Below are 13065 nucleotides of genomic sequence, written 5' to 3'. Positions count from 1 at the left end.
GACCCACGACCTGACCGGCCGCGCTGACAGCGCAGCCGGTTCGTTCCGAAGAAACAAGGGCATACCATCGTGACGATCGTGACCGGCCAGGCCGAGGCGCGCCGAAAATTGCAACCCGGCAGGTCCGGTGCGCTGCGGAATATCTGGGAGCATCGCGCCGACTACGCGTACGTGCTGCCCGCGATCGCCGTGATGCTCATCGTCATCGCCTATCCGATCTACTACACGATCGAGCTGTCGTTCTATAAGACGCCGCCCGGCTTGCAGCTTCGTGACAAGACCTTCATCGGCTTCGACAACTACACGGCCATCCTCACCAGCGAGGTGTTCTGGAAAGTCACCTGGAACACGCTGATCTGGACATTCGGGTCCACCTTCATCTCCTTTGTCCTGGGGTTTGCCACTGCGCTGGCGCTCCACCGCGACTTTATCGGACGCGGTGTGCTGCGCGCTATCCTGATCATTCCCTGGGTCATCAGCGCGGTCGCCGCCTCCTATATCTGGAAGTGGATCTACCATTCGGATTTCGGCATCATCGGCGCAGTGCTGGTCGGCCTCGGATTGGCCGACCGACCGCCGAATTTCATCGACAATGTCAGCACGGTTCTCCCCTCGCTGATCGTCGTCAATATCTGGCGCGAGTTTCCGTTCGCCATGATCATGATGATGGCGGGCCTGCAGACAGTCCCCGAGCAGTTGCTGCTCGCCGCGAAAGTTGACGGAGCCAATGCCTGGCAGCGCTTCTGGCACGTCACCTTCCCGCATCTGCGCAACGTCTCGGTGGTGACGATCCTGCTGCTGGCAGTGGCCAACTTCAATTCCTTCATTATCCCCTGGATCATGACCGGCGGCGGGCCGTCGAACGCATCGCATATCTGGATCACCCATATTTACGAACTCGCCTTCGGCCGGCAGCGCTGGGGCGTGGCATCGGCCTATTCGGTGCTCCTGTTCATCATCCTGATGACGCTGGGCTACTTCTACGTCCGTGCGCTGAGCGGCAACGAGCGGAAGGAGGGCGGCGTATGAGCGCGATTGCCGAGACGGTCTCCCGAGGCCAGACCCGTCGCCGTATGCGCGTCGACGGATGGCGGTGGGCCGGGCGCATCTTCCTCGTTTTCATGCTGCTTTATACGGCGTTGCCGATGATCTGGATGCTGATCACCTCGATCAAATCGGGGTTCGCGGCGACGCAATTCCCGCCGCAATGGTGGCCGGACGAGCCGACCCTCGCCAGCTATCAGAAATTGCTCGATCCGCAGAACAGCGTCGGCCAGGACTTCCTCCGCTTCTTCTGGAACAGCCTGTTCGTGTCGACCGTCACGACAATCCTTTCCGTGATCGTGGCTGTCCCCGCGGCCTACGCTTTTTCGCGCTTCAGTTTCCCCGGACGGAACTTCCTGTTCTTCGCCGTTTTGCTGCGCAACATGTTCCCGGCAGTGATCTTTCTCGTGCCGCTCTTCATCCTGATGCGCGCGATCGGCCTGGTGAACACGCACGGCTCGCTCATTCTCACCTATCTGACCTTCGGGCTGCCGCTGGCGATCTGGCTGCTCAAGGGCTTCTACGACAACATCCCGGTGCAACTCGAGCAGGCGGCGCGCATCGACGGCGCAACGCGGTTCCAGGCCTTCATCCTGATCGTGATGCCGCTCTCGACGCCTGGGATCATCGCCACCGCGATCTATTCCTTCATCGGCGCCTGGAACGAATACATCTACGCCTACACCTTCCTTTCCAAGAACGAGCAATTGACCCTGCCGGTCGGCATCCAGCGCTTCTTCTCGGAAAACACGACGGACTTTCCGGGCCTGATGGCGGCCAGCTTCATGATGAGCGTGCCCGTCGTGGTGCTGTTCCTCGTCCTGCAACGATACTTCGTACGCGCCCTTACAGAAGGCGCGGTCAAGCATTAGGGAGTTGCCGATGGCCCACGTGGTCCTCAAAGATCTCGTCAAGACCTATGGCGGCTTCAAAGCTGTCAACGATGTTTCGCTGACGGTCAATGACGGCGAGTTCGTTGCGCTTGTCGGCCCTTCAGGCTGCGGCAAGACAACCACGCTCAATCTCGTCGCGGGGCTGACCTCGATCACATCGGGCGACATCGTCATCGGAGACCGGGTGGTCAATGATCTCGACCCCAAGGACCGGGACATCGCAATGGTGTTCCAGAACTACGCGCTGTACCCGCAGAAATCGGTCTACAAGAACCTGGCGTTCCCGCTGCAGATGCGGAAACTCTCCAGGGACGAGATCGACAAGAAGGTCAGAGAAGCGGCGCGCGTTCTCGACATGACGCACCTGCTCGAGCGCAAACCGCGGGAACTTTCGGGCGGGCAGCAGCAGCGCGTCGCCCTTGGCCGTGCCCTCGTCCGCGACCCCGCTGTGTTCCTCATGGACGAGCCGCTCTCCAACCTCGACGCCAAACTGCGCGTGCAGATGCGATCCGAGATCAAGCGCTTCCACCAGGACCTCAAGGCAACGATTATCTACGTGACGCACGACCAGCTCGAAGCCGTGACCATGGCCGACAAGATGGCGGTGATGAATGGCGGCTATCTGCAGCAATACGATTCACCGGCGCAGGTCTTTGCCCATCCGGTCAACATGTTCGTCGCCAGCTTTATCGGCAGCCCGGCGATGAGTCTCATTCCGCTGGAGGCTTCGACGGCAAACGGCAGCACCGCGCTGACCAGCGCGGAAGGCTGGACGCTTGAGCTGTCGCAACTCAACGCGCGCAAGGTCCAGGGAGCGACCACCAAGAAGGTCGTGCTCGGCGCGCGGCACTCGACGATCAAGCTGCACAAAAGCGCGGTCCCGGGCGCCATTCCGGCCAAGGCCTATACGGTGGAGCCGACCGGAGACGTCACCTTCGTGCAAGCATTCCTGTCGGGCGCCATCGTCAACATCAGCGTGTCGCCCAACGTCGCCGTCAAACCTGATGAGCGGATCTGGCTCGAGTTCGACCAGGAGCGGATGCATCTGTTCGACGGCGAAACTGAAATGGCCCTCAAGGCCGACTGAGACAGGGGATGCGCGTGGAACGCGGGCGTGTATGACCAAGAACCTGAAGATCACCGCGATCAAGCCCTACCCGGTATGGGTGGGAACGCGCAACCAAATGCTCGTCAAGGTCGAGACCGACCAGGGTATCTTCGGCTGGGGCGAAAGCGGCTTGAGCGGTCGCGAGAAAGCCGTAGCCGGCGCGGTCGAGCACTACCGCGAGTTTCTCATCGGCTGCGACCCGATGCAGATCGGGCGTATCTGGCAGGAAGTTTATCGCAGCCAGTACTTCGAAGGGGGTCGGGTCCTGCAGGCGGCGATTTCCGCCATCGACATCGCCCTTCATGACATTAAAGGCAAGGCGCTGGGGGTGCCGGTCTACGAGTTGCTTGGCGGCAAGCAGCGCGACCGCGTGCCCACCTTCGCCTCGACCGGAGACGAGGCCGAGGGCGATGTTGCGATCGAACGCGCCCGCGAACTGCGCGCGCAGGGCTGGCAGGCGATCCGCTTCTTCCCCATCGGACAAAGCAGCAAGGACGTCTTCGAGCCGCGTGAATCGATCGGCCCTACCGCGAGCATGCTGAACAAAGCGCGCGAGGCGCTGGGCGATGAGGTGGTGCTCGGCGTCGATTATCATCATCGGCTGTCGGTGGCCGAGGCGGCGAGCTTCTGCAACAAGCTTGGCCGCGGCGTGCTTGATTTCCTCGAGGAGCCAATACGGGCCGAGACACCAGAGGCGTACGAGTCCCTTCGTACGATGACCGACATCCCCTTTGCCATCGGCGAGGAATTTGCCAGCAAGTGGCAGTTCCTGCCTTACATCGAGCGCGGCATCCACCAGTTCAACCGGCTCGATGTCTGCAATGTCGGCGGGCTCACCGAGGCGATGAAAGTCGCCGGCTGGAGCGAGGCGCACTATGTAGACCTGATGCCGCACAATCCCCTTGGCCCGGTGTGCACGGCCGCAACCGTGCATCTCGCCGCCGCGGTGCCCAACTTTGCGTGGCTAGAAACCAGGATCCCCGAAAGGAAGCTGGGTTTCGACAATTCCGACTTTTTCCCCGTACAGCCAAGGCTCGACGGGCCCGATTATCCGGTCAGCGACCTGCCGGGGCTCGGCGTCGAGGTCAATGAAGCGGCGGTCCAGGCGCAGAGTTTCCGTTTCTGGGAAGCGCCACATCTCAAGCGCCGCGACGGCTCTGTCACCAACTGGTAATTCAATTTCAACCGGAGTCCGAAAATGACGCATACTCCCGATATCACGCGGCCGCCCAAGGACCTGATCGACGCGCTAAGGGAGATCGGCGCCGCCACGGTCGCGGGCACACTTGGCCATATGGGCTTTCGCAATCCGCACATGGTCGGCCCGGTGCCGCAGAACCATGGGAAGTCGATCGTCGGGCCGGCACTGACATTGCAGTTCATGCCGCAGAGACCGGACCTCTTCACCGAGGGAGAATATGCCGATCCGGAGACGCAACTTCACAGACATGTGCTCTACCATGCGCAGGAGGGCGACGTGGTCGTCGTCGACGCGCGCGGCGACATGAGCTCCGGTGTCTTCGGCGATATGATGTCGACCTATTTCAAGGGCAGAGGCGGCGCGGGCATCGTCATCGACGGGTGCATGCGCGACCGGCCCAATGTCGAAAAGCTCGACCTGCCTCTTTGGCTGCGCGGCTGGACGCCAAATTATCATGTGCAGACCAGCATCTATCCCAATGCGGTCAACGTTCCGATTGCCTGCGGCGGTGTCACGGTGATCCCCGGCGACATCATTGTCGCCGATGACGACGGGGTGGTGGTGCTGCCCGTCGCAATGGCCTCGAAGGTCATCGAAGAATCCCAGAAACATCACGATTGGGAGGAATTCTCACGAATGAAACTCATGGGGGGCGCGCCGTTGCAACGCTACTATCCACTGCACCCAAGCGCGAACGACGAGTACGAGGCTTGGCGGAAAGCCAACGCCAAACCTTGATAGACAGGATGAGCTGACAGTCGCCAGCGCGCGTCAGCCATTCCCCCTAATTTATCCTGGCGCCGCGCTGTGCGTCGAACAGGTGCGCCTTGCGCATCATCATCTCCAGCCCGATCTCCTGATCAGGTTTGAATGGCGGCCGATCCCGGCTCTCCGCCCGCTCGTTGACCTAAGCTGGGTTTAATCCCTGGCCACTCCAGACCTGTCCCTGCCGAAAGCTGGCGGCTTTTGCATCGGGAGATACCTGACCGCGCTGGTGGCGACACATTACCGTAACGGAAGCGGTCCTATCATCATTCGGTGATTTTGGGCGGGGGCCGGGATCGTCGGCCGGGACCGTCAAGATTAGGGGACCTGATATGGCCACGCAGCTTTGTCACATAGAGACAGCATTCTCGGGAGCGGGCTCGGCAATGGCTCCAAAGTTCGCGGAATCATGCGCTTGGGCGAATGCACGAGGCGTAACAATCTATCAGCGTTCAAAAACGGTATGGATCGCGGCCGGCGGCTATCGAGGCCGCGATTTGAAAGTAAAGGGACGGTCGCCTGCCACCGCGCTCGCACTATGGATTGAGGCTGTCCAGTACAGAGGTTCTACATGAGGCTGACCAACGAGGCGTCCAAGGCACGCAAGGAGATCAGCATCCATCGTATCGCCGCCCTGATACCAGCTTAGGATATCGCAGGCGGTCGCCGAAATTGGATCCCTGGCCGAAACGACCAACCCGGACCGCACGGCTTTCGTCGAGCTTGGTTCATCATGAGCTCGCGAGCGCCAGCATGACGCTCGCCCCAAGAGCGGAACACACCTGGCTCAACATCAAGCGGCCCCCTGGAGCTGAAAATTTTACGCGGCCGCGCCTGGCGCCGCGGCTCCGGTCGCGTAAAAATGCTTCTGCCGAAGCCGAATCAACTCCGCCATCATGTTTTCTCCAGAAGAAACGCCCATATTAAAAACAGGTTGGCGGACCGTTGCCATTCGGGCAGATACCGCTGGAGTTGCGGCGGTGATCCGCACCCGCCAAAACGGTTGGTGCGCCCTGCCGGAACGGTTGGATATCGCGGTCAACACGTAGGGAGAAACACGCGATCGGGTTGCGCTCGGCATGTGTTGATGGTTTGTTGCCGGTCAGCGGAGAACGAGTGATGCGAGAATCCATCGGTCAAGACGAATACGGGTCGACCAGCCCCTTCGATCCGGATGACCTGCCGAATTTGAATGCGATCGGGCCGGCCATGGGTAGCGGTAATGACTTCGAGAGATACGCGGTCGCCGTCATAATCGTGTTCGGCGCCCTGATCATAGGCGGGCTGATGGCCGCGTCGATGACCTTCGGCCACCGCAACGGTTTCCTGTTCGCGCTCGGCGGCGCCACATCGGCCTGGATATCGGGAAACGCGCTTCTGCTCGACCGGCCGCGCATCTACGCACTGTTCGTCGGCATCGCGGCCCTGATGCTGATCGCATCCACCGTCACGCTGATTTCGTGACGGCTTGATCGTCAATTAGAGCGGTCGTTTCACGGAAACTCAGGCCGCCCTGTCTTTTCGTTTTCGGTGCGATTGCGGACGCGGGTTCACGCGCTTGCGGAGTGCGCCAGTCCCATCAGTAGCCGAGCGCCTCGCCGGAAGCGGCGCGGCTGTCGATGGCGCCATTGTAGCGGGCGCCGCCACCCTTCCCGATTTCCGCAAGGCTCTTGCCGCCGACCAGGATGCCCGCCGCCTGGCCCCAGGTCTTGTCGCTGAGATCGAGGTGATAACCCATGCCGGCCAGCAGCCTTTCGGTGTCCGGCGACAGTCCGAACGGCTCGATATAGACCGTGTCGGGCAGCCATTGATGATGGATGCGCGGCGCGTCGATCGCCTCCTGGATGTTCATGCCGTGGTCGATGACGTTGACGATGGCTTCCAGCGTAATGGTGATGATGCGTGAACCGCCGGGGCTGCCGATGACCATGAACGGCTTGCCGTCCTTGGCCACCACGGTCGGGCTCATCGACGACAGCGGCGTCTTCTTCGGCTGGATGGCGTTGGCCTCGCCCTGGACCAGGCCGTAGAGGTTGGGCACGCCGGGCTTCTGGGTGAAATCGTCCATCTCGTTGTTGAGCAGGATACCGGTGCCGTCGGCGACGACGCCGGCGCCAAACGAGCCGTTGAGCGTGTAGGTGACCGCGACCGCGTTGCCGTCCTTGTCGATGATCGAATAGTGGGTCGTCTCCTTGCTCTCGCCGAACCCCTTCGGCATCAGGTCCTGAGAGACGCCGGCCCGGAACGGGTCGATCTTGTCGCGAATGTCCTTGGCGTAGGCCTTGTCCAGCAGTTTCGAGACCGGATTGTCGACGAAATCGGGATCTCCGAGCGCCGAGTTGCGATCGACATAGGCGTGGCGCATGGCTTCGATCATGACATGCACGGTCTCTGCCGAACCGGCGCCGAGATAGGACAGCGGGTAGCCTTCCAGCACGTTGAGGATTTCGCAGATGATGACGCCGCCGGAGCTTGGCGGCGGCGAGGAAATGATCTCGTAGCCGCGATAGGAACAGGTCACCGGCTTGAGCTCGCGCACCGCATATTGTTCGAAATCGCCCTTGGCCAGGATACCGCCCTTGGCGCCGCTTGCCTTGACGATGGCATCGGCGATGGCGCCCTTGTAGAAGGCGTCGGGGCCTTTTTCGGAAATCGCCGAGAGCGACGCGGCTAGGTCAGGTTGGACCAGCCGCTCGCCGATGCCATAGGGCTTGCCATCCGGCTTCAGGAATATGGCCGCCGCAGCTGGATCCTTCGCCAGCCTGTCGGCACCTCCGGCAAACGAGGCGGCGTCACCCTGATTGAGGATGAACCCGTCCTTGGCATAGCGAATGGCCGGCGCCATGAGGTCCTGCCGGGACAAGGTGCCGTATTTTTCGCGCGCCATCTCGAAACCGGCGACGGAGCCCGGCACGCCGACGGCGAGGTAGCCGTCGAGGCTGGCGCCTTTCACCGGTTTGCCGTCCTTGTCGAGATACATGGTCTTGGTCGCGGCCAGCGGCGCACGTTCGCGGAAATCGAGGAAGGTCGACTTGCCGTCCTTGAAGCGGACAGTCATGAAGCCGCCGCCGCCGATATTGCCGGCGTTGGGATAGACGACGGCGAGCGCATAACCAACAGCGACCGCCGCATCGACGGCGTTGCCGCCCTTCTTCAGGACTTCAACGCCCACCTCCGACGCCAGATGCTGCGCGGTGACAACCATGCCGTTCTCGCCCTTGACAGGCGCTGGCGAGGCGGCGATGGCGGCCGCCCATGGCGCGAAAGCGATCGTGAAGGAGAGGCTGACGGCGATCAGCGTGCGGCGAGTGATATGCATGGCGAGGCTCCTGGCGGGGGAACGCCTAGGAAACCGTGTTGGGGTGATCGAGTCCACTAACAATTGAGGGAGCACGAGAAAGAGCCCCCACCCGGATTGCCATCCGACCTCTTCCCTAGTGGAGAGGAGGCCGTCAGCGCTCGCGCCAGTCTCTTCTCCCCAGCGGGGAGAAGGTGGCCGTGAAGCGGCCGGATGAGGGGGCGGGCTCGGCCTCAGACAATGCCACCGCTGCCGCCGGCAACGGCCGGGCGTTCCGCCGCGACCTTGGCGCGGTAGCCTGCCGCCCGGTAGGCGGCGACTGGGTCGATGGCGCCGCCGGTGTTAAGCCGCGCCATGGCCAAGATCGGCTCGACATCGGTGCGGTAGGCTGATTTTAGCGTCTGCGTTGCCATCAGCGCGTCGTTGCCGTCCTGAAAACCTTCAAGCGCCTTGCGGTCGACCAGCAGCGCCTGCGCGTAGGCGCGCTGCACCTCGACCGCGGACAGCATCAGGCTCTCGATCGGATCGGTGACGTTGTGGCTCTGGTCGAGCATATGCGCCGGATCGAAGCCGTCGGCGCCGGACAGTTCGCCGTCGACCAGTTCGTTGAAGACGAGGAACAGTCGGTAGGGGTCGATCGAACCGGCATCGAGGTCGTCGTCGCCATATTTCGAATCGTTGAAGTGGAAGCCGCCGAGTTTCCTAAACTGGATCAGCCGCGACACGATCATCTCGATGTTGACGTTGGGCGCGTGGTGGCCGAGATCGACCAGGCAGAAGGCCTTGTCGCCCAATTCCTTGGCAATGATGTAGTTTGTGCCCCAGTCCTGCACGACGGTGGAATAGAAGGCAGGCTCGTACATCTTGTGTTCGGTGAACAGCTTCCAGTCAGCGGGCAGCCCGACATAGACCTCTTTCATGGCATCGAGATAGCGCTCGAACGCCCTGGCGAAGTTGACCTGGCCGGGGAAGTTCGAGCCGTCGCCAATCCACACCGTCAGCGCCTTCGACCCAAGCGTCTTGCCGATCTCGATGCATTCGAGATTGTGCTCGACCGCTTGCCGGCGCGTTCCGGCGTCGGCATGCGACAGCGAACCGAATTTGTAGGACAGCTTTTGGTCCCTGGCGTCGGAGAATGTATTGGAGTTCATGGCGTCGAAGCCGAGGCCGAAACGCGAGGCCGCCTGCTTCAGCCGGTTCGGGTCGGCCTTGTCCCAGGGAATGTGCAGCGACACCGTCGGTGTCGCCTGCGTCAATTGCTTGATGACGGCGCAATCCTCGATCTTGTCGAAGATGTCGCGCGGTTCGCCGGCGCCGGGGAAACGGGCAAAGCGCGTGCCGCCGGTACCGACACCCCAGGAGGGGATCGCCACCGCGAACTTCTCGACCTTGTCTCGGATCGGGTCGATGGCGATGCCGCGACGGTCGAGCCGGTCGCTGAGCGAGGCGTAGTCACGCTCGAGGTCGGCCTTGCGCGCGGCGTTGTCTTTTTCGACGACGTCAGCCGAGATGATGGTTTCGGACACTGCTGTTCCTCCCAAATTTCGTTCGGCTGGCGCTGCCCCTCATCCGCCTGCCGGCACCTTCTCCCCGTGAACGGGGAGAAGGAAGGCCTAGCGCGTAAAGCTTTGCGCGTTGCCGGCGTCGACATTGACGATGTTGCCGGTCGACTTGGCCGACATGTCGGAGGCGAAGAAATAGATCGCTTCGGCTATGTCCTCGGGAAACACCGAGCGCTTCAGCATCGAGCGCGAGCGGTAATGTTCCTCAAGGTCGTCGGTCGACATCTTGTAGGCGGCGGCGCGCTGTTCCTTCCACTCGCCGGACCAGATCTTGGAGCCGCGCAGTACGGCGTCCGGATTGACGACGTTGACCCTGATCTGCGCCTCCGCGCCCTCCAGCGCCAGGCAGCGGGCGAGATGGATCTCGGCGGCCTTGGCGGTGCAATAGGCGGCGGCGTTCGGCGAGGCGGCAAGGCCGTTCTTGGAGGCGACGAAAACGACGTTGCCGCCAATCTTCTGCACCCTAAACAGCCGGAACGCTTCCCGCGACACCAGGAAATAGCCCGTCGACAGGATGTCCATGTTCTTGTTCCACAGCGCCAGCGTCGTGTCCTCGATCGGCGCCGAGGAGGCGAGGCCGGCGTTGGAGACCAGAATATCGATGCCGCCGAACTCGACCGCCGTTTCGGCAAAGCCGGCGACGACCTGATCCTCCGACGTGACGTTGATGACCACGGGGCGGACAAAATCCTTGCCATAGGCCTTGGCCAGTTCGTCGTTGGCGCTGGCAAGTGCTGTCTCGTCGATGTCGGCGAGCACCACGCAGGCGCCTTCGCGCAGCAGCCGGCTCGCAGTCGCGCGGCCGATGCCGCCCGCGCCGCCAGTGACGAGCGCGATCTTGCCGGCAAGAGCCTTGGGCTTCGGCATGCGCTGCAGCTTCAGATCCTCGAGCAGCCAGTATTCGATGTCGAAGGCTTCCTGCGCAGGCAGGCCGACATAGGAGGAGACGGTCGAGGCGCCGCGCATGACGTTGATGGCGTTGACGTAGAACTCCCCCGAAATGCGAGCAGTCGCCTTGTCGCCGGCGAAGGTGAACATGCCGACGCCGGGCATCAGATAGACCACGGCATTGGGATCGCGGATGGCGGGCGAGTCCGCATGCTTGCAGCTGTCATAATAGGCCTGGTAGCCGACGCGGTATTCGGCAATGTCGTGGGCCAGCCGCGCGATGACGGCATCGACATCGGGCTTGGCCGGATCGAATTCGATGACCAGCGGCCGGATCTTGGTGCGCAGGAAATGGTCCGGGCATGAGGTGCCGAGTGCCGCCAGCGGGCGCAGATCCCTGGAATTGACGAATTCGAGCACGGCGGCGGAATCGTCGAAATGGCCGAGCTTGTGGCTCTTTTCCGAGATCAGGCCGCGGATTCTCGGCATCAGCTTCGCGGCGATGGCGCGGCGTTCGGCGGCGTCGAGCGACTTGACCGCTTCGCCACCGAAAATGGCGACGCCCTCGGAACGGCGCTCGAACCACTCGATCGCCTGGTTGATCACCGAGATCGTCGTTTCGTAGCATTCCTTCGGGCTGTCGCCCCAGGTGAACAGGCCGTGGCTTTCCAGGATGACGCCCTTGGCGGCCGGATGGTCGAGGCAGAATTTCTCCAGCCACAGGCCGAGTTCGAAGCCCGGCCGCTTCCACGGCAGCCAGCCTATGGCATCGCCGAAGATTTCTTTCGTCAAGGCCTTGGAATCTTTGGCGGCCGCAATGGCGATGATGGCGTCGGGATGCATGTGATCGACATAGGGCTTCGGCACGTAGGCATGCAGCGGCGTGTCGATCGAGGCCGCGCGCGGATTGAGATTGAAGGTGCAGTGGGGCAGATAACCCACCATCTCGTCTTCACGCTCGACGCCGCGATAAAGGCCTTTGAGGGCTCGCAATTTGTCCATGTAGAGCGTGGCAAAACCATCAAGCTTGATCGAAGCGCTGTCGCCGCCGGAGCCCTTCACCCACAGCACTTCCACGTCCTGTCCGGTGAGCGGATCCTTTTGCCGGATTTTCGACGATGTGTTGCCGCCACCGTAATTGGTGACACGCTTGTCGGAGCCGAGCGTGTTCGAACGATAGACCAGAAGCTCGGGATCGCTCATCCCCCTTGCCTTCGCATCATCCCAAAGATTGGCGAGGCGCGAGCCGGAGCGCTTGTCGAGCATGGGTAATCCTCCCTTGAAGCGCGGACGGTGCGCTCCTCTTTTCGTCGGGAATGTCTACGCAAGACGTGGCTTTGTCAATCACAAACGATCAACATCAATCATATTGCACTGCACAATGAAATTATATGATCGGAAATGATTGACACTGCGCGATTTCTAATGCCAGATGGCCATGCAGGGAGGAACCATGCACGAAAAAGAGCGCCACAGGATCATTCTGTCCGCCGTCCAGGAAAAGCCTGTGGTGACGGTGCAGGAAATGGTCGATCTGACGGAGTCTTCCGAGGCGACGATCCGGCGCGATATCGCGGCCCTGCACGTGCAAAAGCGACTGCGCCGGGTGCGCGGCGGCGCCGAGGCGATCACGCCGCCACAGTTCATCGGCCTTGCCGGCAGGCCTTTTTCCGTGAACGAGACGCTCAACGCCGCGCAGAAGCGGGCGATAGCGCGGGAAGCGGTGGAGCTCTGCAAGGACGGCGAGCCGATCATCATCAACGGCGGCACCACCACCTTCCAGATGGTGCATTTCCTGACCGGCCGCCGCATGCCGATCTTCACCAATTCCTTCCCGATCGCCGAAAGCCTGCTCAAGCACTCCAAGAACACGGTGATGCTGTCCGGCGGCACCATCTACCGCGAGCAGAACATCATCCTGTCGCCCTTCGACAATGACGTGACGCGCAATTTCTACGCGCGCCGCATGTTCATGGGCGCCCAGGGGCTCGGGCCGCTCGGCCTGATGGAAGGCGATCCGCTCTTGATCCAGGCGGAACAGAAGCTGATCGATCAGGCCGACGAGTTGGTGGTGCTGGTCGATTCCTCGAAATTCCGCAAACGCTCCAGCCTGATCCTGTGCGGGCTGTCGCGCATCGCCACCGTCATCACCGACGACGGCATCGAGGACCGCGAGGCAAAGATGCTCGAAACAGCGGGGGTAACGCTGATCGTCGCCCGCAAGTCGGCAAAGGAAGAATCTTCGCTGCAAGCCTGAGACACCCTCACGCCCGCAGCGGCGATGGAATGCAACGCTCAAGGGAGGA

Annotated in this window: 10 protein-coding genes; 7 read left to right on the top strand and 3 right to left on the bottom strand. The window is 61.9% G+C overall.

Annotation, left to right across the window (positions count from 1 at the left end):
* The first annotated feature begins 69 nt into the window (after window positions 1-69).
* The 6 genes from ACIU1A_RS32395 to ACIU1A_RS32370 all read left to right on the top strand — a co-directional run bounded on the left by ACIU1A_RS32395 (window position 70) and on the right by ACIU1A_RS32370 (window position 6475).
* On the top strand, window positions 70-1029 hold the full coding sequence (locus ACIU1A_RS32395; RefSeq protein ID WP_404926204.1) for a carbohydrate ABC transporter permease: 960 nt from the start codon (window positions 70-72) through the stop codon (window positions 1027-1029).
* Window positions 1026-1916: a carbohydrate ABC transporter permease gene (locus ACIU1A_RS32390; RefSeq protein ID WP_140496543.1), complete on the top strand. Its 891-nt coding sequence runs from the start codon at window positions 1026-1028 to the stop codon at window positions 1914-1916. The genes ACIU1A_RS32395 and ACIU1A_RS32390 overlap by 4 nt, the downstream gene beginning before the upstream one ends.
* Before the next feature lie 10 nt (window positions 1917-1926).
* Window positions 1927-3024 (top strand): ABC transporter ATP-binding protein, encoded by a 1098-nt coding sequence (locus ACIU1A_RS32385; RefSeq protein ID WP_140496545.1) that lies wholly within the window; start codon window positions 1927-1929, stop codon window positions 3022-3024.
* Window positions 3025-3055: 31 nt separating this feature from the next.
* Entirely contained in the window at window positions 3056-4219 is a 1164-nt protein-coding gene (locus ACIU1A_RS32380; RefSeq protein ID WP_404926203.1) for a mandelate racemase/muconate lactonizing enzyme family protein, read from the top strand.
* 24 nt (window positions 4220-4243) lie between these two features.
* Window positions 4244-4984 (top strand): ribonuclease activity regulator RraA, encoded by a 741-nt coding sequence (locus ACIU1A_RS32375; protein WP_140524019.1) that lies wholly within the window; start codon window positions 4244-4246, stop codon window positions 4982-4984.
* 1146 nt (window positions 4985-6130) lie between these two features.
* Entirely contained in the window at window positions 6131-6475 is a 345-nt protein-coding gene (locus ACIU1A_RS32370; protein ID WP_140496551.1) for a hypothetical protein, read from the top strand.
* A 115-nt stretch (window positions 6476-6590) separates the two neighbouring features.
* Here the strand turns inward: ACIU1A_RS32370 and ggt are convergent, their stop codons facing one another.
* The 3 genes from ggt to ACIU1A_RS32355 form a co-directional block, all read right to left on the bottom strand.
* Entirely contained in the window at window positions 6591-8330 is a 1740-nt protein-coding gene (ggt, locus tag ACIU1A_RS32365) for a gamma-glutamyltransferase (RefSeq protein ID WP_140580365.1), read from the bottom strand.
* A 212-nt stretch (window positions 8331-8542) separates the two neighbouring features.
* A complete protein-coding gene (gene rhaI / locus ACIU1A_RS32360) occupies window positions 8543-9835 on the bottom strand; it encodes an L-rhamnose catabolism isomerase (protein ID WP_404926202.1) in 1293 nt (430 codons plus the stop codon).
* Between the two features lie 87 nt (window positions 9836-9922).
* Window positions 9923-12025: a bifunctional rhamnulose-1-phosphate aldolase/short-chain dehydrogenase gene (locus tag ACIU1A_RS32355; RefSeq protein ID WP_404926201.1), complete on the bottom strand. Its 2103-nt coding sequence runs from the start codon at window positions 12023-12025 to the stop codon at window positions 9923-9925.
* 187 nt (window positions 12026-12212) lie between these two features.
* Between ACIU1A_RS32355 and ACIU1A_RS32350 the strand changes: the two genes are divergently transcribed.
* Complete coding sequence (locus tag ACIU1A_RS32350) at window positions 12213-13016, top strand: DeoR/GlpR family DNA-binding transcription regulator (RefSeq protein ID WP_140496559.1); 804 nt, start codon at window positions 12213-12215, stop codon at window positions 13014-13016.
* Window positions 13017-13065 lie beyond the last annotated feature (49 nt).

Origin of the sequence: Mesorhizobium maamorense, assembly GCF_044998965.1 — a bacterium.
GTDB lineage: Bacteria > Pseudomonadota > Alphaproteobacteria > Rhizobiales > Rhizobiaceae > Mesorhizobium.
This window is presented reverse-complemented; position numbering and strand designations above follow the sequence as displayed.